This is a genomic window from Rhodoferax sp. GW821-FHT07G04, assembly GCF_059418585.1.
The window spans coordinates 256912-276392 of the sequence record NZ_JBWKQD010000006.1 but is presented as its reverse complement, the minus strand read 5'-3'; the positions used below and the strand labels follow the sequence as shown (position 1 = coordinate 276392).

General features: G+C 61.7%; 18 protein-coding genes. 4 read left to right on the top strand and 14 right to left on the bottom strand.

Going from position 1 to position 19481, the window contains the following annotated elements; all coding sequences use genetic code 11:
* Positions 1-34: 34 nt before the first annotated feature.
* Entirely contained in the window at positions 35-1318 is a 1284-nt protein-coding gene (locus AC07OO_RS24085) for a pyridoxal phosphate-dependent aminotransferase (RefSeq protein WP_495084700.1), read from the bottom strand.
* A 103-nt stretch (positions 1319-1421) separates the two neighbouring features.
* Here AC07OO_RS24085 and AC07OO_RS24080 point away from each other — a divergent pair, with 103 nt between their 5' ends.
* From AC07OO_RS24080 to AC07OO_RS24070, 3 genes are all read left to right on the top strand, one after another.
* Entirely contained in the window at positions 1422-1787 is a 366-nt protein-coding gene (locus AC07OO_RS24080) for an Mth938-like domain-containing protein (RefSeq protein ID WP_495084699.1), read from the top strand.
* A gap of 136 nt (positions 1788-1923) precedes the next feature.
* Positions 1924-2400 carry a peroxiredoxin gene (locus AC07OO_RS24075; RefSeq protein ID WP_495084698.1) on the top strand — a complete coding sequence of 159 codons (477 nt, stop codon included), beginning with the start codon at positions 1924-1926 and terminating at the stop codon, positions 2398-2400.
* A gap of 223 nt (positions 2401-2623) precedes the next feature.
* Positions 2624-4339, top strand: coding sequence for a PhoH family protein (locus AC07OO_RS24070; RefSeq protein ID WP_495084697.1), 1716 nt, complete (start codon positions 2624-2626; stop codon positions 4337-4339).
* A gap of 313 nt (positions 4340-4652) precedes the next feature.
* Here AC07OO_RS24070 and dnaB read toward each other — a convergent pair whose 3' ends face one another.
* From dnaB to ppsA, 7 genes are all read right to left on the bottom strand, one after another.
* Positions 4653-6059, bottom strand: a complete 1407-nt coding sequence (gene dnaB / locus AC07OO_RS24065; RefSeq protein WP_495084696.1) for a replicative DNA helicase — start codon at positions 6057-6059, stop codon at positions 4653-4655.
* A gap of 196 nt (positions 6060-6255) precedes the next feature.
* Positions 6256-6708: a 50S ribosomal protein L9 gene (gene rplI / locus AC07OO_RS24060; RefSeq protein WP_495084695.1), complete on the bottom strand. Its 453-nt coding sequence runs from the start codon at positions 6706-6708 to the stop codon at positions 6256-6258.
* A gap of 12 nt (positions 6709-6720) precedes the next feature.
* Entirely contained in the window at positions 6721-7002 is a 282-nt protein-coding gene (gene rpsR / locus AC07OO_RS24055; RefSeq protein ID WP_495084694.1) for a small ribosomal subunit protein bS18, read from the bottom strand.
* Between the two features lie 17 nt (positions 7003-7019).
* Complete coding sequence (priB, locus tag AC07OO_RS24050) at positions 7020-7313, bottom strand: primosomal replication protein N (RefSeq protein WP_495084693.1); 294 nt, start codon at positions 7311-7313, stop codon at positions 7020-7022.
* Between the two features lie 23 nt (positions 7314-7336).
* Positions 7337-7702 carry a 30S ribosomal protein S6 gene (gene rpsF, locus AC07OO_RS24045; RefSeq protein ID WP_495084692.1) on the bottom strand — a complete coding sequence of 122 codons (366 nt, stop codon included), beginning with the start codon at positions 7700-7702 and terminating at the stop codon, positions 7337-7339.
* Positions 7703-7826: 124 nt separating this feature from the next.
* Positions 7827-10115 (bottom strand): VC_2705 family sodium/solute symporter, encoded by a 2289-nt coding sequence (locus AC07OO_RS24040; RefSeq protein WP_495084691.1) that lies wholly within the window; start codon positions 10113-10115, stop codon positions 7827-7829.
* Positions 10112-12505 (bottom strand): phosphoenolpyruvate synthase, encoded by a 2394-nt coding sequence (gene ppsA, locus AC07OO_RS24035; protein WP_495084690.1) that lies wholly within the window; start codon positions 12503-12505, stop codon positions 10112-10114. The genes AC07OO_RS24040 and ppsA overlap by 4 nt, the downstream gene beginning before the upstream one ends.
* A gap of 245 nt (positions 12506-12750) precedes the next feature.
* Here ppsA and ppsR point away from each other — a divergent pair, with 245 nt between their 5' ends.
* A complete protein-coding gene (gene ppsR, locus AC07OO_RS24030) occupies positions 12751-13572 on the top strand; it encodes a posphoenolpyruvate synthetase regulatory kinase/phosphorylase PpsR (protein ID WP_495084689.1) in 822 nt (273 codons plus the stop codon).
* 117 nt (positions 13573-13689) lie between these two features.
* Here ppsR and AC07OO_RS24025 read toward each other — a convergent pair whose 3' ends face one another.
* The 6 genes from AC07OO_RS24025 to AC07OO_RS24000 all read right to left on the bottom strand — a co-directional run bounded on the left by AC07OO_RS24025 (position 13690) and on the right by AC07OO_RS24000 (position 19481).
* Positions 13690-15180 carry a TIGR03118 family protein gene (locus AC07OO_RS24025; protein ID WP_495084688.1) on the bottom strand — a complete coding sequence of 497 codons (1491 nt, stop codon included), beginning with the start codon at positions 15178-15180 and terminating at the stop codon, positions 13690-13692.
* 186 nt (positions 15181-15366) lie between these two features.
* Positions 15367-16707, bottom strand: a complete 1341-nt coding sequence (locus tag AC07OO_RS24020; protein ID WP_495084687.1) for a DUF2325 domain-containing protein — start codon at positions 16705-16707, stop codon at positions 15367-15369.
* A 25-nt stretch (positions 16708-16732) separates the two neighbouring features.
* Positions 16733-17017 (bottom strand): hypothetical protein, encoded by a 285-nt coding sequence (locus AC07OO_RS24015; RefSeq protein ID WP_495084686.1) that lies wholly within the window; start codon positions 17015-17017, stop codon positions 16733-16735.
* 7 nt (positions 17018-17024) lie between these two features.
* Positions 17025-17903, bottom strand: a complete 879-nt coding sequence (locus AC07OO_RS24010) for a ChaN family lipoprotein (protein WP_495084685.1) — start codon at positions 17901-17903, stop codon at positions 17025-17027.
* Between the two features lie 7 nt (positions 17904-17910).
* Positions 17911-18642: an energy transducer TonB gene (locus tag AC07OO_RS24005; protein ID WP_495084684.1), complete on the bottom strand. Its 732-nt coding sequence runs from the start codon at positions 18640-18642 to the stop codon at positions 17911-17913.
* Positions 18639-19481 (bottom strand): ATP-binding cassette domain-containing protein, encoded by an 843-nt coding sequence (locus AC07OO_RS24000; RefSeq protein WP_495084683.1) that lies wholly within the window; start codon positions 19479-19481, stop codon positions 18639-18641. The genes AC07OO_RS24005 and AC07OO_RS24000 overlap by 4 nt, the downstream gene beginning before the upstream one ends.

Here is a 19481-nt window from a genome sequence, read left to right as displayed (position 1 = left end):
TCTAACGGTAAAACAGGGCGCTAGCCCTCGTGGATCATGCGCGAGCCGCTACCAACTTGATAGCAGAGGCGACAGCCTGCGTTTGCGCAGGCTGTGTGCCGTGGCTCTTGCGATAGCTTTCCAGGAACTTGGCGATGCGGTTGATGGCCTCGCGCAAATCGTCTTCGTGGGGCAGGAACACAATACGGAAGTGATCCGGTTGCTGCCAGTTGAAGCCTGTTCCTTGAACCAGCATGACACGGGTCTCGCGCAGCAGCTCCAGGAAGAATTGCCGGTCGTCCGCGATGGGGTACACCGCCGGGTCCAGCTTGGGAAACATATACAAGGCGGCTTGGGGCTTGACGCAGCTCACGCCAGGGATGGCGGTGATCAGCTCGTAGGCCAGGTCGCGCTGGCGGCGCAGGCGACCGCCTTCACAGACCAGGTCGTTGATGCTCTGATAACCCCCCAGTGCGGTCTGGATCGCCCATTGGCCGGGCACGTTGGAGCACAGCTTCATGTTCGAGAGCATGTTCAGGCCCTCGATGTAGTCCGTGGCGTTCTTCTTGTCACCCGATACCACCAACCAGCCGGCGCGGTAGCCGCAGGAGCGGTAGCTCTTGGACAGAGAATTGAAGGTCAGTGTCAATATGTCAGTAGACAAGCTGCCAATGGCCGTGTGCTTGACGCCGTCGTACAGCACCTTGTCATACACCTCGTCGGCCAGGATCACCAAGCCGTGTTCGCGGGCGATCTCGACGATGCTCATGAGTAGCGCATCAGAATACAACACGCCGGTGGGGTTGTTGGGGTTGATGACGACGATGCCCTTGGTCTTGGGCGTGATCTTGGCGCGGATGTCGTCCAGATTGGGCATCCAGCCATTGGCCTCGTCACACAGGTAGTGCACCGGTGTGCCGCCGGACAAGCTGGTGGCCGCAGTCCAAAGCGGGTAGTCGGGCATGGGCAGCAGCAGCTCATCGCCGTCGTCCAGTAGTGCATTGGTGGCCATGGTGATGAGTTCACTGGCGCCGTTACCGAGGTAAATGTCGTCCAGTGTCACGTGGGCAATGCCCTGTTTCTGGGTCTCGTGCATCACCGCCTTGCGCGCGGCGAAGATGCCTTTGCTGTCCGAATAACCCGCCGAATTGGGCAGGTTGCGAATCATGTCCTGTTGGATTTCTTCGGGGGCATCAAAACCAAAGACGGCGAGGTTGCCGAGGTTGAGCTTGATGATCTTCTGGCCCTCGTCTTCCATCTGACGGGCCGCGTCCATGATGGGTCCGCGGATGTCATAGAGCACATTGGCCAGCTTGGCAGATTTTTGAACGGTACGCACAAGTCCCTCCAGAAGTCTTGATCACGGGGCGAAACCTATAATTTGACCACAGTTCCGCACGTAATTAGTGCGGTGCAGCATTCAAATTCACCCAGGCCCCCCTATGAAGTTCCTCCCAGACCCCACGCAATCCTCTTCGGTGACGGGTTATGGGCCGGGCTGGGTGACCGTAAACGGCGAAAAATACACCTCCAGCGTCGTCGTCAGCACTTTGGCAGCGCCCTATTTGTGGGACTGCGCCCAATTTGGTGACTTGCAAGACCAGCACTTTGAGCGCCTGGCCGAATTGGACGCCGAATTGGTCATCTTTGGCAGTGGCGAGCGCATCCGCTTCCCCGCGCCCGCCATGCTGCAGGCTCTGTATGCGCGGCGCATAGGGGTGGAGACCATGGACACGCCAGCTGCCTGCAGAACCTACAACTTTTTGGCTGGAGAAGGCCGCAAGGTGGTTGCCGCGCTTTTGTTGTAAGCGCGTTTACCCTGAAGTCTGGCAGGGTGCTTTTCAGAGTAAAATTGTGGGTTGCAGTCGAGGGCGAATAAACGCTGTCACGTTTGATCCCTCTACTTTGACTGACACATCCAGAACGCGAGACTAAAAGTACCATATGGCGATCGTTGTCAACAAGCCTTTACCCGAATTTGAAGCCAATGCAACCGGTGGCGTCAAAGTCAGCAATACAAGCCACCTAGGCAAAACCTTGGTGTTGTATTTCTACCCCAAAGACAATACTCCCGGCTGCACGACCGAAGCCATGCAGTTCCGTGACAAATACAAGGATTTTGTGAAAGCCGGCGCCACCGTGTTTGGTGTGTCCCGCGACAACATGAAGTCGCACGACGAATTCAAGACCAAGCTGGAACTCCCGTTCGAGCTGATTGCCGACACCGAAGAAAAAATGTGCCACATGTTCGGCGTGGTCAAGAACAAGATCATGTACGGCAAGAAGGTCAAGGGCATTGAGCGCAGCACCTTCCTGATCGGCGCTGACGGCCTGTTGAAAGAAGAATGGCGCGGTCTCAAGGTCCCCGGCCATGTGGACGACGTGCTCAAGGCCGTCAAGGCATTGAAGAAAGCCGCTTAAGCGCCTGCAACCCCGCGCCGGGGCCTGTTCCCCGGTGGTGATTTCGACAACGTGGTTTTTGACACACTGGCCTCTGGCGGTGTCATCTGGCTCATGCATAATGGTCCAATGCCGTTGAACACCGCAAACGCGCCACGACAAAAAGCCGCCTTGGCTCAGGGCGGCTTTTTTGCTTTTGCGACAGCTATTCTTCACCTTTCCCCACCCGTGAGCCCCACCATCCATGCCACTGCCACCCGCACCAACCAAACCCGCTGACCGTTTACCCGCCAAGGCCTTTGTTGCTGCACCGCGCAGCGCAGCCCGCGCCCCCCACAAATCGGAAGACTTCGACGTCGTCGCCAAAGCCCCCGGCGTGCGGCCCGGCCCGGCAAGCAAAGTGGCCCCGGAGAAAAAGGCTGCGCCCAAACGGACAACGACGGCAACGGCTGCGCTGCTGGAGAAACCGGTTGCACGTGAGGTCCCGGTTTTGGAGCCTGTGGCTGTTGCGGCACCCACGCAGCCAGACACCCGCAGCACAGCCCGTGCCAAGAGGCCGGCCCGCGCCAACGGCCCCAGCAAGCTGTTTGTGATGGACACCAACGTGCTGCTGCACGATCCCATGTCGCTGTTCCGCTTCGAAGAGCACGACATCTATTTGCCCATGATCGTGCTGGAAGAGCTGGACGGTCACAAGAAAGGCATGACCGAAGTCGCCCGCAATGCCCGCCAGACCAGCCGCACGCTGGACGCGCTGGCCGCGGCACCGGGGGCCGACATCACGGCCGGCTTCCAGCTGTCCAGTACCGGCAACCGCGACGCGCGCGGCAAGCTGCTGTTCCAGACACAGCCATTGGATTACTCACTCCCCACCAGCCTGCCCCAGGGCAAGGCCGACAACCAGATCCTGGGTGTGGTCGAAGCCCTGCGCAAGCACTATGCGCCGCGCGAGGTAGTGCTGGTCTCCAAGGACATCAATATGCGGGTCAAGGCCCGCGCCCTGGGTCTGGCCACCGACGACTACCAGAACGACAAGACGCTGGACGACGGCGACCTGCTGTACTCTGGCGCCATGGCCCTGCCCTCCGACTTTTGGGCCACCCATGGCCAAAGCGTGGAGAGCTGGCAGCAGGGTCAGCACACCTTCTACAAGATCAGCGGGCCGGTGGTGCCCAGCATGCAGATCAACCAGTTTGTCTATTTCGAGTCGCCCGGCGAGCCCAGCCTGTATGCCCGCGTGACCGAAATCCGCGGCAATACGGCTGTCATCAAGACACTGCGCGACTTCAACCACCTCAAAAATGCGGTGTGGGGTGTAACAACACGTAACCGCGAGCAGAACTTCGCGATGAATCTGCTGATGGACCCCGAGGTTGATTTCGTCACCCTGACAGGTACCGCCGGCACCGGCAAGACGCTGATGGCCCTGGCTGCGGGCCTGACCCAGGTGCTGGACGACCGGCGCTACACCGAGATCATCGTCACCCGCGCTACGGTCAGCGTGGGCGAAGACATTGGTTTCCTGCCGGGGACCGAAGAGGAAAAAATGGGCCCCTGGATGGGAGCGCTGGACGACAACCTGGAAGTGCTGGGCAAGACCGACACCAGCGCGGGCGAATGGGGTCGTGCCGCTACCAATGAGCTGATCCGCAGCCGCATCAAGATCAAGAGCATGAACTTCATGCGGGGCCGTACCTTCATGAACAAGTACGTCATCATCGACGAGGCGCAGAACCTGACGCCCAAGCAGATGAAGACGCTGATCACCCGTGCCGGCCCCGGCACCAAGATCATCTGCATGGGCAATCTGGCCCAGATCGACACGCCCTACCTGACGGAGGGCTCATCAGGCCTGACCTTTGCGGTGGACAAGTTCAAGGGCTGGCCGCATGGCGGTCATATCACGCTGGCCCGTGGCGAGCGGTCGCGACTGGCGGACTTTGCCAGCGAGGTGCTGTAGGGACTTCCTCTTTGAGCCTACGGCGTGGCGTGGATGGGGTATGGATTTTGCTCCATGTCCCCCGCCCGCTACGCGGGCTCCTCCTAATACCTGCGCAAAACCCATACCCCATCCACGCCACGCTGCTTCAACGAAGTGTCTCGGCTGCTGTTGGGAAAGGCAGCTAAACGCCGCACCCAGAAGGATCAGACGGGCTGTGCCGTTTTGCGCAGGTATTAGGAGGAGGCCGAAGGCCGGGGGACACGGAGCAAAACGGCACAGCCCGTCTGATCCGGGCCCGAGACCAACACCCTAACGCAAACACTCCAGAGACCTAGTAGTCCCCGCCCCCACCCGACGCCAAGCTTTCGAAGCGCGTCAACTGGCGCAAGAAGGCCAGCTTGACCGTGCCCGTGGGGCCGTTACGCTGCTTGGCAATGATGATCTCGGCAACGCCTGGCTCCTTGCACTGGTCCTTGGTGTAGTACTCGTCGCGGTAGATGAACATGATGATGTCGGCATCCTGCTCGATAGCGCCGGATTCGCGCAAGTCACTCATCATGGGGCGCTTGTCGGGCCGCTGCTCCACACTGCGGTTGAGCTGGGACAGAGCAATCACCGGGCATTTCAGCTCACGGGCCAGCATCTTCAAGCCCCGGGAGATTTCGCCCAATTCGGTGGCGCGGTTGTCGCCGCCGTCGGTGCTGGTGCCGCTCATCAGCTGCAAGTAGTCGACCACGATCAGGCCCAACTGGCCATACTGGCGCGACAGGCGCCGCGCATTGGCCCGCACCTCGCTGGAGTTCAGGCCGGGGCTTTCGTCGATATGCAGCGAAATCGTGCGCAGCCGCTCAATCGCCTCGGTCAGGCGCGGCCACTCTTCGTCCGTCAGCTTGCCGGTGCGCAAATGGCCCTGGTCGATGCGGCCGATGGAGCCCACGATACGCACCGCCAATTGGGCGGCACCCATTTCCATGGAGAACACGGCCACCGGCAAACCTTCGTTCAGGGCCACGTGTTCGGCGATATTGATGGCAAACGCCGTCTTGCCCATGGACGGGCGCGCCGCCAACACGATCAGGTCACCAGCCTGCAAGCCCGCCGTCATGCGGTCCAGGTCATAGAAGCCGCTGCGCACCCCCGTCACGTCGTTGGGGTTGTCGGCCATCTCCTGCACGCGGTCCAGCAGATTGACCACCAGGGCGTCCATGGACTGAAAGCCCTGCTTGTTGCGCTTGCCCTGCTCGCCGATGCTGAAGATCTTTTGCTCGGACTCATCCACAATCTGCGACACCATCTTGCCCTGAGGGTTGAAGGCGCTGGTGGCGATTTCGTCGCTGGCTGTCACCAGCTTGCGCAGGATGGAGCGGTCCCGCACGATCTCGGCATAGCGGCGGATATTGCTCGCGCTAGGCACGTACTGGGCCAGCGAATTCAGATAGGCCAGACCACCGATCTCCTCTGCCCTGCCCTGGTTTTGCATGTGCTCGAACACCGTGATCACATCGGCCGGTTTGCTGGCATTGATCAGGATGCCGATAGCCGCGTAGATCAGGCGGTGTTCATAACGGTAGAAATCGCTATCCGCCAGGATGTCGCCGACACGGTCCCAGGCCGCGTTATCCAGCAGCAAACCGCCCAGCACGCTGGACTCGCCTTCTATGGAGTGCGGTGGCACGCGCAACTGCGCGATTTGGCGATCTTGACCGTATTCGTCGACTGGGGAAAGGACGCTGGACATGGAGGAATGTTCCTTGAAGCCTTTGATGCTAAGCGCTAGCTTGTGCAACAGCAATGGGAATGGCTGGGCAGAAGCTGTGGAAAAACTGTTGATTGACGGGGATAAGCCTAGGCTGCAAAAAACAAAAGCCGCCAGGGCGAACCCTTGCGGCTTGTGTTGGCAGAGCCAGCCTTTGCAGGCCGGTCCTGGATGCGTATTAGGCTGTTTCGCCGTACACGGAAACGGTGATGTCGACCACCACGTCGGTGTGCAGAGCCACGGCAACCGTGCTGTCGCTAACGGTCTTGATGGGGCCCAAAGGCATACGGATTTGCGACTTGACAACCTTGTAGCCGTTCTTGACCAGCTCTTCAGCGATGTCGGAATTGGTCACGGAACCGAACAGACGGCCATCCACGCCAGCCTTTTGGGTCAGCTTGATGGTGGTGCCAGCCAGCTTTTCGCCCAGGGCTTGGCACTCGGCCAGCTTGGCGGCAGCAGCCTTTTCCAGTTCAGCGCGCTTGGCTTCGAAGGCAGCCTTGGCTTCTTCGGTGGCGCGGCGTGCGCGGCCAGAGGGGATCAGGAAGTTACGTGCGTAACCGTCCTTGACCTTGACGATATCGCCCAGATTACCCAGGTTCACGACCTTGTCGAGCAGAATGATTTGCATGGGTCGTACTCCTTAGATCTTGTGCTGGTCGCTGTAAGGCAGCAACGCGAGGAAACGCGCGCGCTTGATAGCGGTGTTCAGTTGGCGCTGGAAAATTGCGCGGGTGCCGGTCAGGCGAGCGGGAATGATCTTGCCGTTTTCGGCAATGAAATCACGCAGGGTGTCGATGTCCTTGTAGTCGATTTCTTCGACGCCGGTCACTGTGAAGCGGCAGAAACGCTTGCGCTTGAACAGCAGGTTTTGTGCGGGACGCTTGGGGCGCTTGTCTTTGTTGAATTTTTTGAACGTGGCCATGTGGGCCTCCTAAAAAACTAATCTTGCGAAAATTCTTGAATATGGAAAACGATGCTTTTACCGTGGCGAGCATTGCCTAGGAAACCTGTGAACCTCCAGACGCTGCCGATGGCCTGTTGTGCAAGCCGCTCTGCCAATGCGCCGAAAGCCACTGCTTTCACTGCCACCTTGATCTGTCTGGCTTGACCGGCTTCCTGGGTTTCAGACTCGTGTTCGAGCTGCAGGTTCAGGGCGGGTATTCCAGCGGGTGTGTATCGCATGGCATCCAGCTGCGCGATACAGCCACTCAGGACCAGGGAATTGGCAGGCACTCTCCGTCAGTAAAAAGTATGCGTTAAGCCTGGTATTCAGCCTGTTGGGACTTGCGCGTTTCTTCGCGCTCGACAGTCTTCATCATGGAAGAAGGACCTGTCTCAGCCTTTTTCTTGGCCACGGTCAGGTGACGCAGAACAGCGTCGTTGAACTTGAACGCGTGTTCCAGTTCAGACATCACAGCCTGGTCGGCTTCGATGTTGACGCACAGGTAGTGGGCTTTCGCAAGCTTGTTGATCATGTAGACCAACTGGCGACGACCCCAGTCTTCGACACGGTGGATCTTGCCACCGCCGGCAGTGATCATGCCTTTGTAGCGCTCCAGCATGGCTGGAACTTGTTCGCTCTGATCCGGGTGGATCATGAGAATGATTTCGTAGTGACGCATTGATACTCCTTTTGGATATCCCCTCACTCATTTGCAAGGGGTTTAAAGAAAAGCCGCCCCCAGCGTCGAATCGGGGTGCGGCAAGGCGAAGCCAAAGATTATAGCCCAGAACCGCCTATTTAGGCTAGAGGTTCCCCGGGACGGGCTCGGGACGGCTCACCAGACTGACCAACACCGTGGCCGCAAAGCCAGCTGCCACACCGAAAACACCAGCGGAAACGGGCTGAATGCCCCACCACAGGCCCTCCCCCGCCAGCCCCAGCCACGCCCGCAGAGCCGGCAAATTGATGGCCATGTAGTACACGGTGACGCCCAGGCCACTGAGCATGCCGGCCATGGCACCGGCTCGCGTCGCCCCTCGCCAAAAGATGCCCAGCACCATGGCCGGCACAAAGGCCGCCCCCGCCAAAGAGAACGAGGCCGACACCAGGTACAGGATGCCGGCCGGCCGCTGCGCGGCCACATAGGCCGCGATCAGGGCTACCACCAGCAGTGCAAATTTGGACCACATGACGCGCCGCATGGCCTGGGCCTTGCTGTCGTCGCCCTTGAAGTACACATCATGGGCCAGTGCATTGCCAATGGTCAGCAACAACCCGTCAGCCGTGCTCAGCGCGGCCGCCAGACCACCAGCCGCTACCAAGACCGACACCACATAGGGCAAGCCGCCAATCTCCGGCGTGGCCAACATGATCAGATCCGGCCCTATCTTCAGTTCGGCAAACTGCAGGACATGGTCTCCGTTGACATCGGCCGCCACCAGCAGGCTGGGGTCACGTGCCCACTGGGCTACCCAGGACGGCAGGCTGTCAAAGGGCTGCCCCACCAGATGGGCCATGACCTCGTACTTGACCAGCACCGCCAGGGCCGGTGCCGATAGGTACAGCAGCGCAATGAAGAACAGTGACCAGGCCACCGAACTGCGGGCCTCGGCAACCGAAGGCGTTGTGTAGAAGCGCGTCAGCAGATGCGGCAGGCCCGCAGTGCCCACCATCAGGCAAAACATCAGCGCCAGAAAATTCAGGCGCGAAGACTCGAAAAGCTCCTTTTGCTCGGCCGAGCCCGCAGGGTCTCCGGCAAAGGGGGTGGTGTGGCTGGGCATGCCGCCCAGGGGCTTGGCCCGGGCCCAGTCTTCCGCCATGGCCCGCGTCCACTGCTCGCGTGCGCTGGCGGCATCCTTGGGTACGGCCGCCAAGGCGCGCCGCAGGGCTATGGCGCGGTTATCGTCGGCGCGCTGATCGCCCAGGGCACGCAATTGGCTGCGCAGTTCCTGGCGCTCCGCCTGCAGGGAGCCCTCCACATCTTGCAACTTTTTCTCGTAGGCCTTGGCACGCCGGGCATATTCTTCGATCACCTGCTGCTCGGCCGGCGATTCCATCAGCGCCTTTTCCATGGCCGCAATCTTGGGCACTTGCTGCCCATAGGCCAGGGGCGCCAGCGGGTTGCCCACCTGCTTGTAGGCCAGCCAGGACACCGGTATCAAAAACGCCAGGATGATGACCACATATTGCGTGACCTGGGTCCAGGTCACGGCCCGCATACCCCCCAGGAAGGAGCACACCAGCACACCACCCAAGCCCAGCAAAATGCCAATCTCAAAGTTGACGCCCGTCAAGCGTGATGTGATCAGCCCCACGCCATAGATTTGCGCCACCACGTACGTAAACGAGCACAGCACGGCCGCAAAGGCGGCAATCAGCCGCGGCCAACGGCCACCAAAACGGTGGGCGAAATAATCGGGCACTGTGAACAGGCGCATGCGCCGCAAATGCGGTGCCACCAGCAAAGCCACCAGACAAAAGCCGCCGGTCCACCCCAGCACATAGGCCAAGCCCCCGGCTTGTACGCCGGTACCGGAGAAGCCCTGCAGGTACAGCCCACCGGCCATACTGATGAAGGATGCCGCGCTCATCCAATCCGCCGCGGTGGCCATGCCGTTGTAGACCGCGGGAATGCGGCGCCCCGCCACGTAGTACTCCGATGCATCGGCCGTGCGGCCGTAGACCCCCATGACGGCGTACAGCATCAGCGTTGCCGACAGGAAAATACCCGCCACCCAGACCTTGGACAGGCCCCACTGCTCGGCTACGGCCAAGACCAACAGGAACAACAGCAGGCTTACTACATACAGCGCAAACCGCTTGTGCAAACGGGTCTTGTAGGCGGCGTAGGCCAGACGCTCCGGTTCGGGTTGACCGCCATCCCTGCGGTTGGCGACCCATGCATAGACCACGACGATGGCGATAAACACCAGCACCGTGCCCTGAGCCGCGAACCAAAAGCCAATCGGCCAGTCCGCTACGACGAACTGCAGATCGCGTGCGAAGAAAACCACGCCAAACGACGCCACGAACCACAGCACCAGCAGACCTGCGTGCAGGGCCCACTGGCGTGCGGTCCGGGGTACCGTCATTGCGCGGCGAGTTTCTGCCAGGTCGAGATCACGGAGTCCGGGTTCAGCGAGATGGACGAAATGCCTTCCGCCACCAGCCACTCGGCGAAGTCCGGATGGTCGCTGGGGCCCTGGCCGCAAATGCCGATGTACTTACCCTGCTTCTTGCATGCGGCAATAGCCAGGCTGATAAGGGCCTTGACTGCCGGGTCGCGCTCGTCAAAGTCGGCCGCCAGCAACTCCAGGCCGGAGTCACGGTCCAGCCCCAGGCTGAGCTGGGTCAGGTCATTGGAGCCGATCGAGAAGCCGTCGAAGTATTCGAGGAACTGCTCGGCCAGGATGGCATTGCTGGGGATCTCGCACATCATGATCAGCTTGAGGTCGTTTTCGCCGCGGCGCAGGCCGTGGCGGCCCAACAGCTCAGTGACCTTCTTGGCCTGGCCCAAGGTGCGCACGAATGGAACCATGACTTGCACATTGGAGAGGCCCATCTCGTTGCGCACGCGCTTCAGCGCCTCGCACTCCATCGCAAAGGCCTCGCCAAACTCGGTGCTGGTGTAGCGCACAGCGCCGCGGAAACCCAGCATAGGGTTTTCTTCCTCCGGCTCGTAGCGGCTGCCACCAATCAGCTTGCGGTATTCGTTGCTCTTGAAGTCGGACAGGCGCACGATGACCGGCTTGGGATAAAAGGCCGCGGCGATCGTCGCCACGCCTTCGGCCACGCGGTCCACGTAAAAGGCACGGGGCGAGGCATGGCCACGGGCGACGGACTCCACGGCCTTCTTCAGATCCGCATCCACATTGGGATAGTCCAGGATGGCCTTGGGGTGGACGCCGATGTTGTTGTTGATGATGAACTCCAGCCGCGCCAAGCCCACGCCTTCATTGGGCAACTGGCAGAAGTCAAACGCCAACTGGGGGTTGCCCACATTCATCATGATCTTGACCGGGCTCACCGGCATGGCGCCACGCTGGACCTCAGTCACTTCGGTTTCCAGCAGGCCGTCGTAGATGAAGCCGGTGTCGCCTTCCGCGCAGCTCACGGTGACCAGCATGCCGTCCTTCAGCAATTCAGTGGCGTCACCACAACCGACCACGGCCGGGATACCCAATTCGCGGGCGATGATGGCGGCGTGGCAGGTGCGCCCACCGCGGTTGGTAACGATGGCGGCGGCCCGCTTCATGACCGGCTCCCAGTTGGGGTCCGTCATGTCGGTCACGAGAATGTCTCCGGCCTGCACGGTATCCATCTCGCTGATGTTGTGGACGATGCGCACAGGGCCGGTGCCGATCTTCTGCCCGATGGCGCGGCCTTCGACCAGCACGGTGCCCGAGCCCTTGAGCTTGTAGCGGTATTCGGCCTGGTTGCCGGCTTGGCTCTTGACCGTCTCGGGTCGGGCCTGCAGGATGTACAGCAAGCCGTCGGTGCCGTCCTTGCCCCATTCGATGTCCATGGGGCGGCCATAGTGCTGCTCAATGACCAGCGCGTAGTGGGCCAGTTGCTCCACGTCGGCATCGGTCAGGGAATAGCGGTTGCGCAACTCGGTGGGCACATCGGTGGTCTTGACCAGCTTGCCCGTCTTGGCCTTCTCTTCGGCGGTGCTGAACTGCATCTGCAGCAGCTTGGAGCCCAGGCTGCGGCGAATCACGGCGCGCTTGCCTGCCTTCAGCATGGGCTTGTGCACATAAAACTCGTCCGGGTTGACGGCGCCTTGCACCACTGTTTCACCCAGGCCGTAGCTGGAGGTGATGAAGACCACGTCGGAGAAGCCGGACTCGGTGTCGATCGTGAACATCACGCCGGCGGCGCCAATATCGGAGCGCACCATGCGTTGCACGCCGGCGCTCAGCGCCACCACGTCATGGGCAAAGCCCTTGTGCACGCGGTAGCTGATGGCGCGGTCGTTGTACAGGCTGGCAAACACTTCCTTCATCTTGTGCAGCACGTCTTCGATGCCCACCACATTGAGGAAGGTTTCCTGCTGGCCAGCGAAAGATGCGTCGGGCAGGTCTTCGGCGGTTGCGGAGGAACGGACGGCAAAGCTAGCCGACGGGTTACCGGCAGACAGCGTGGCAAAGGCGTCACGGATGGCTTTTTCCAGGTCGGCAGGGAAAGGCTGGGCCTCGACCATGGCGCGGATTTCGGCACCAGCTACGGCCAAAGCGCGCACATCTTCCACGTCGAGTGCCTTGAGTCTGGCGCTGATCTTGTCGGCCAGGCCGGCATGGGCCAAAAACTGGCGGAAGGCATGGGCCGTGGTGGCAAAGCCCGTGGGCACTTTCACGCCTTGGGGCAGTTGGGAGATCATCTCCCCCAAACTGGCATTTTTGCCACCGACCGACTCGACGTCGGTCATACGTAAATTCTCGAAAGGCACGACCAGATCGGTCGGATCGAACAGGGTTGACATAGCAAAAGCTCCGGAGGTTAAAAAACCGTTTCGCTGCTCCCTGCGCCGGTACACACCGCGCCCAGCCTGCAGCGACCATTCCTTGTCAGCCCTCTGTTGTTGCTATTCGGGACTTCGGGGAATGAGAAAATGCGTAAATTGCAGCCATTGTAGGGGCCGCACACCGCGGGCGCCGCTATTCCGCCAGGCCCCGCGCTTGCAAATCACTGACGATCACACCGACGACCATCCAACGAGCCCACACCATGACCCAGCGCACCGTATATTTCGTCTCCGACGGCACCGGCATCACGGCCGAAACCTTTGGCAACGCCATCCTGGCCCAGTTCGAGACCAAGGCCCGCCACGTGCGTCTGCCCTTTGTGGATACCGTGGACAAGGCCCACCAGGCGGTGCGGCAGATCAACAGCTCGGCCGTGGTCGATGGCGAGCGCCCCATTGTGTTCACCACGCTGGTCAATATGGAGGTGCTCAAGGTCATCCAAGAGGGCTGCCAGGGCATGTTGCTGGACATGTTTGGCATGTTCGTGCACCCGCTGGAGCAGGAGCTGCGGATCAAGTCCAACCACCGCATCGGCCGCTTCAGCGACGCCAGCAAGAGCAAGGAATACCAAAGCCGCATCGAGGCCATCAACTTCTCGCTGGCCCACGACGATGGTCAGATGAACCGGGATCTAGAGCAGTCGGATGTGATCCTGGTCGGCGTGAGCCGCAGCGGCAAGACGCCCACCTCTCTATACCTGGCCATGCAATACGGGCTCAAGGCCTCCAACTACCCGCTGATACCCGAAGACTTTGAGCGCAAGCAGCTGCCGCCCGCGCTGGTGCCGCACAAGGGCAAGATCTTTGGCCTGACCATTCAGCCCGAGCGGCTCAGCGAAATCCGCAACGAACGCCGCCCCAATTCCAAATACGCCGCGCTGGAGAACTGCCGCATGGAGATCAGCGAGGCCGAGGCCATGATGCGCCGCGCCGGCATACGCTGGCTGTCGACAACGACCAAGTCGATCGAAGAGATCGCCACCACCATCCTGCAGGAAATCCACCCTGAGCGCCTGGTGTATTGAAGAAATAGGCAGATAGCCCTCGTCAAATATACGTATACCGCTACTGTTTAAATAGCAAATCGACCATAGCCTCTTGCCTCACAGGCCTTTCTGGCGACGGCGTTCGGCGACCCGGCTTCAGGCAGAGAAGCGTATCGCACCAAATACCCCCTGCACCTCCTCGCCTGGCCCGGCTGCAAAGTACAGGGCATTGCTGTCGCCCAGGCTCGCGCCATTGCCAAACTGCAAGCCCCACAGGCCCGGAATCCGCACATAGTTGCCACTGGCCAGGCGCACGAAGTCGATGAATTGGTTGGTGCCGAGGTCGTAGCAGGCGATGCGGCCATTGCCTGCGAAATTACCCACCAACAGGGTTCCGGCCGGCATGCCGAAGCTGCTGGGCGCTATGGCCACGCCCCATGGCGCGTTGAGGCGCTTGTCGTCGTTCAGCACTTTGGCCAGCACGCCATCCAGCGTGAACATCGCGACGCGGCCGCGGTTGGGCTGCTCGCCTTCGTCAGCAGCGGCCAGCGAATCTTCCTCTCCCGTCAGTGCCTGGCCAGGGTTCTGCGGGTCTTCGGCCAGGGCCGCGTACGTGACAAAGGCGTAGGGCTTGCCCTGCCAGTTGAGCACCTGGATATTGAACGGGACAAAGTCGCCAGCGCCTGGTGTGGCACCCGCGCGGATGAAAGGGTTGACGAACCCTTGTGTCGGCACCAGCTCCCAGTTGGCGTTGAACTGGCGTATCTGCGGCTCTGCCCCAAAATCGGCGGCCCACAGCGTGTTCCAGGTATCCGGGCGAATCGCCAGGCCAAACAGGGACATGCCCTGTTCCGTGCCGTCGAACATCAGCTGGGCGCTACCATCTTCGCGGACCACGCTGCCGTCCGCGGCGTTGCGCTCGGTCCAGCCTGAAATCATGCCCGAGTCGGTGGCGAAGATGAAACGCGCCGAGCCGCTCAATGTGGCCGTGCTGCCATCGGCGCGTGTGACCGCTTGGTTGTTGACCACAAACAGGTCGGACGTGATGGGCCCGCCGTTGAACACGACCCCGGTGGCGAAACCATCGAACAAGGCGTTGAGCTGCGCCTCCGATTCCGCGTCGTCATCGTCGCCATCCCCCTCTTCTGTGCGCTCGGCGGCCAGCTCCGCCAGCAGGGTCTTCAGCGCGTCATTGCTCACCCCGGCTTTGGGCCCCGCACCGGGAATGCCTACGACGCGCAGAGCATCTTGCTTGATGGCGCGCAGTGTGGCGTCGCCCGACTGCTGCACATCGCCCAGGAACTCGTAGCAATAGCCGCCGGCCATCACCCAGAAATGCCCACCCTGCCCCGCCGGACGGATGGCAATGCCCCAGGCATCCAGAAATTGCAACTCCTCTTTGATGCCCGTGAGCGCAGGGCTGAACTGCTTGCGCGAGTAGGTGTCGGCCACCAGGTACCGAGGGACGAAGCTGTTCTTGGGAATGGCCGAGCCAGCCCGCACCGGCGCATTCAACTCGGCGGAGCCGCTGGCCCCACCTCCACAGGCGGTCAGTTGGAGCAGAGGCGCCGTACCGATGAGGGTCAGCAGTCTTCTGCGTTGCATGCGGTGCGAATTCGCATCGCGTCGTAGGGCGGGTGTTGTCATATGCATTCCAAAAAGCAATCAATGGATAGTCACACAGGGGTTTCATTAGCCTCAGGTAGAAAGCTATTACTTTGATAGCTAATAAAGCAATACCAACAAGGGCTACAGGCCATTCTTCCTAAGAATCATGAAAAATAGCATTCACAAACCCCATTTTGGGTATTTATGGGGATTTCTGAACGCCGCTCACATTGCGGCATCGCCCTGGGGCGCTCCCACAGGCGCCGCGCAAGCCGCTTCAGGATCTTTGTCGCTTATCTGCTCCAGCCCCCGCACCAGGGACGAGGTGCTGGGGTTCTCCACAAACACACAACGCTTGCCGGTGCGTTTGCAGAAGTCTTTGACCCGCCAGTAGGCGTTGTGGCTGATGCAGCCGGTCTGGCAGATCACCAGGTCGGCGGCGGCCAGGCTGGCATCCAGCACGCTCTGGTTGTCCTCTAGCCCGCCATCGTGGTGGGCAAACCGGCCCCCAACCCGCTCGATCAGGTCGCGGTAGTTGGCGACGTTGCCGGTGCGGCCGCCCACACAGAGCACGGTCTTCTGCTTCAGGTACAGCGTGACCGGGGATAGGCGGGGCTCTGCGCGCTCGGTGCCCGACGGTCGGGCTGCATGGAGCGGCTCGGTGTTCAGCGCTTCCAGCGCCTTGGCGGCACTGGCCAGCTTGTGCCGCAGCGCGGCGTTTTGTGCCTCCAGTTCGGCCTGGCGCTCGGCCATCTGGTCCATTTTCTTCAGTAGCCGCGTGCTGGCGTCCAACGCGGGATTGGATGCCTTCAGCGCGGCCAGGTCTTCGGACAGAAAGGCGATCCGGCTTTCCTTGCTGATGGCGTCGGCCTGCATGCGCATGTTGAGCGTGGTCAGGCGGGCGATCTCCGCGGACTTTTCGGCCAGCAGGCGGGTGCTGCGCTCCTGCGCGCGGCCCAGCTCACGGGTCAGCACGGCGTTCTCGTCCAGCACGGCGGTGAAGCGGGCCACGTCGATGCGCACATTGGCGCCGGCCTGGTGCTGGATCATGTGCATGTCGCGGCACAGCACCTCTTGCATGATGGCGTCGCAGCGCGGGTGCACCAATGCGGCCCAAAAGGCGCCAGCCACATCCCCCTGGCGGATGGCCTGGCTCCACAGGTCGGCCAGCGCACGCGTGGTCTTGGCCGCCTTGAAGCGCTGAATCTCCAGCGCATAGCGCCGCTCCAGCTCGCTCTGCAACGCCTCGGACAGGCGGTTGCGGTGCAGGCATTCGGCCACCGCGCCCACATGCACCTCGTAGTCATCAGCCAGGGCCTTGCCACCCAGAGCCTTGTTAACGATGCGGCGTAGCGTGTCCAGCGGGATGCAGACGCCAACAACCGGGCAATGGCATTCATGGCCCAGCTCCCACAGCCGGCGTCGGCGCGAGCCGGTGGAGGGTGTGGCGTCCGCCGGCGCTGCAAGCTGTTGCGGCAGTGGCTGCAGCGCCTGTGGTGGTTGCAGGGGTTGTGGAGCTTGGGCCAACGGCGCTAGCAAAGCCGGCTTTGAACTGTGTTCGCACATAAAAAAATTCCCTCCTGGCTAAGACTCAATGGACGACGGCCTTGGACGCGCTTTTGCCATCCAATGCGACGAATTCGTCGAGCGCTTTTTGCACGGTCTCGGCCCGCTGTTCCACGATCTTGCTTTGGGCCTGGCACAGCATCTCTTGCAGCGTACGGAAGGCCTCCAGCTCAAAGCGCATCGAGAAATATTGCAAAGCCACATGCACCACGCCGCAGTCCGGGCAGATGCAGATCTCGCCCATGCTGCTGTTGGCCAGGCGGACCTGCTGGCAGGTGGCGTTTCGGCTGTCGTGCGGGTGGTTTTTCATGCTGCATTCACTCCTTGGGTTGGGCACGGGTTGGCTGGCTTGTTGCGGCCGGTGGCGTGGGTGGCGTGGAAAAGGCCTGGCACGGGTCGGGGCGCGGGTGGGCCGCCACGGTGGTGGTCTTGTCATAGGCTGCGGGCTCCATGGATTCGCCCTGCTCCACATAGCCCAGCACCTGTGTGTCGGCACGGGCGGCTGTCGGCAGCCAGCGGGGCACGCCCAGGTCTTTGCGTACATGGCCATTGCCGGCCAGCAGCACGGCAGCAGGTTGGGCATGCTCTTGCAGCATCTTGGCCATCCAAACATCGCGCGCCACCTGGGCGCGCACCATGCCTGGTGCCACGGAATCGGGTAGCTTGCCGCAGTGTCCGGTCTCAATGGCGCGTCGCTGGCCGTCGAACAGATCGCTGGGCAAAGGCGCTTGCAAGCCGAATGCCGTGACCGTGTCCGCACCCAACACCTCCGGCAAACCTTGCTTCATGGCGATGGCCGCATCCGCGCGCGACACATTGCCCGCCACCAGTGGCAGGTGGTAGTGCAACGCCAGCGCGATAACAGGCTCGTAGTACTGCCACTCCCAGCGCTTGCCGCCTGCGGCTGCGATGACGCACTGCGCATCTGCACACGTGGCCTGGGCCTGCGTCAGCGCGGCCTGGCTCTCGCGGTCAAACTGCTCCATGACGATGGCGGGCCGCCAGCCACTCTCCACCCGCTGGCGCAAGTGGTCAAAGCGCTGCTGATGGCCCAAAGGGTTGTCATGCACTTCGCCCATCAGCAGGATGTTTGCCGACGGCGCAGCGGGTTGCACCGCCGCGCAGCCTGCCAAAACGGTGGCCATCAGCACCGCTAGCAACGCCGTGCACGCACCGTCAATTCGTGTGCTTGTCATGCTGCATTCATCCATTCAACGTAAACCGGATAGGAAACTCGACCCAACTGGCCAAGCTCTGGTCGCCCTTTTTGGCCGGCACAAAGCGCCACTGCCGCACGGCGCGCAATGCGGAGTCATCCAGCAGCCGGTAGCCACTGCCCTTGGCGAGCTTGATCTCGCCCGGTTGGCCGTCGCTGCCCACCCACACGCGCAACCACACCACGCCACCCACGCCCTGCTCGCGCAGCAGCAGGGGGTAGTCCGGTTGGGGGTTGTAGGCATAGTCGGGCTTGGCGGCCTGAACGGGCTGCGCGTCGGGCGTGGGTTCATCCAAGCGATTGCTCGGTAGGGTCTGCTTGCCATCGCGCGCGTCGGCGGCGACCTGAGCCGAAGGGGTGGCAGTAGATGAGGTCTCTACCGCCGTTGCTGACTGTGCTGTGGCTCGCGCAGCGGGCACGCCAGTGAGGGCCACATGCTGCGGCGTCTTTGCCGCCGACACTTGCGGCCTTGCCTCTTGCGGCAAAGGCGATGGCCTGGCCGGCGCGGGGGCTTCCGCCGCGGGAATGGAAAGATCTACCGCTGCAAACACGACCTTCAGGCTTTGGGAATCGCGCAACTCCACCGGTCTGGCCTGCAAGATCTGGCCGGTACGGCTGTACTGCGCAAACCCAAACAAGACCATCGCGTGCAGCGCAATGGCCAATGCGACCGCGGCACGCGCTTTGCGTTTATCCAGGAATGACGCAAACAGGGTCATGCAGCGACCGCCTCCTGCGTGGATCGGCGCGCAAGCCTGCCTTCGAGCCTGCGTGATGGCGTGATGACCAGCTCGCCTTGCGCATTGGTCATGCAGGCCAGCGCAATGCCGTACAGGCTTTCCAGCGCAGGGACGGCTGCTGCCGAACAGGCCAGGTTGTCGACCAGCTTTCCATCGGCCACCAGCCACAGGCGGTCAAAGCCCAGCATCGCATGGTTGATGTCGTGCAGGATAGCTACCACCGCGTGGCCGCGCTGCGCGGCATAAGCGTCCAGGCTGTCCAACAAGTCGAATTGCAGGCCAGGGTCCAATGCAACCAGGGGCTCGTCGACCAGCACCAAGCCATTGCGCGCATCCCACAATTGGGCAAATACCCGCGCCATCTGTACGCGTGCCCGCTCGCCACCGGACAGCGTATCGAAGCGCCTACCCAGTAGATGCTCGGCGCGCGCCAGTGCAGCCGCTTGGCGCACGATGCTGTCCAAATGCGGGTCGTGCAAGCGCGCCACGCGCCCCAAACCAATCACCAGTTCCACCTGCAAGCCAAACGCCACCTCGCTGGACTGGGGCAACACCGCCCTGTGCTGGCTCATATCGCGCAAGCTCCACGCCGACAGTGCACACCCCATGAACCGTACCTGCCCGCCGGCTACGGCACGCTCTCCAGACATCAGTTTGAGTAAGGTGGATTTCCCGGCACCGCTAGGCCCCAGGATGGCGATGCGGTCCCCGGCGCGGACGGTGGCGTGGAAGGGCCCGGAGTGGTGCGCCCCCAGGCGGACTGCCGCGGCGTCCAGTGCCAGTAATTCCGCTGGCGGTGGTGTGGTCGTCATCAGCAT

Bases quoted from the DNA above. Each gene is read 5' to 3' on its own strand.
- AC07OO_RS24080 (WP_495084699.1), top strand. From the start codon at position 1,422: ATGAAGTTCCTCCCAGACCCCACGCAATCCTCTTCGGTGACGGGTTAT.
- AC07OO_RS24075 (WP_495084698.1), top strand. From the start codon at position 1,924: ATGGCGATCGTTGTCAACAAGCCTTTACCCGAATTTGAAGCCAATGCA.
- AC07OO_RS24070 (WP_495084697.1), top strand. From the start codon at position 2,624: ATGCCACTGCCACCCGCACCAACCAAACCCGCTGACCGTTTACCCGCC.
- dnaB (WP_495084696.1), bottom strand. From the start codon at position 6,059: ATGTCCAGCGTCCTTTCCCCAGTCGACGAATACGGTCAAGATCGCCAA.
- rplI (WP_495084695.1), bottom strand. From the start codon at position 6,708: ATGCAAATCATTCTGCTCGACAAGGTCGTGAACCTGGGTAATCTGGGC.
- rpsR (WP_495084694.1), bottom strand. From the start codon at position 7,002: ATGGCCACGTTCAAAAAATTCAACAAAGACAAGCGCCCCAAGCGTCCC.
- rpsF (WP_495084692.1), bottom strand. From the start codon at position 7,702: ATGCGTCACTACGAAATCATTCTCATGATCCACCCGGATCAGAGCGAA.
- AC07OO_RS24040 (WP_495084691.1), bottom strand. From the start codon at position 10,115: ATGACGGTACCCCGGACCGCACGCCAGTGGGCCCTGCACGCAGGTCTG.
- ppsA (WP_495084690.1), bottom strand. From the start codon at position 12,505: ATGTCAACCCTGTTCGATCCGACCGATCTGGTCGTGCCTTTCGAGAAT.
- ppsR (WP_495084689.1), top strand. From the start codon at position 12,751: ATGACCCAGCGCACCGTATATTTCGTCTCCGACGGCACCGGCATCACG.
- AC07OO_RS24025 (WP_495084688.1), bottom strand. From the start codon at position 15,180: ATGACAACACCCGCCCTACGACGCGATGCGAATTCGCACCGCATGCAA.
- AC07OO_RS24020 (WP_495084687.1), bottom strand. From the start codon at position 16,707: ATGTGCGAACACAGTTCAAAGCCGGCTTTGCTAGCGCCGTTGGCCCAA.
- AC07OO_RS24015 (WP_495084686.1), bottom strand. From the start codon at position 17,017: ATGAAAAACCACCCGCACGACAGCCGAAACGCCACCTGCCAGCAGGTC.
- AC07OO_RS24010 (WP_495084685.1), bottom strand. From the start codon at position 17,903: ATGACAAGCACACGAATTGACGGTGCGTGCACGGCGTTGCTAGCGGTG.
- AC07OO_RS24005 (WP_495084684.1), bottom strand. From the start codon at position 18,642: ATGACCCTGTTTGCGTCATTCCTGGATAAACGCAAAGCGCGTGCCGCG.
- AC07OO_RS24000 (WP_495084683.1), bottom strand. From the start codon at position 19,481: ATGCTGATGACGACCACACCACCGCCAGCGGAATTACTGGCACTGGAC.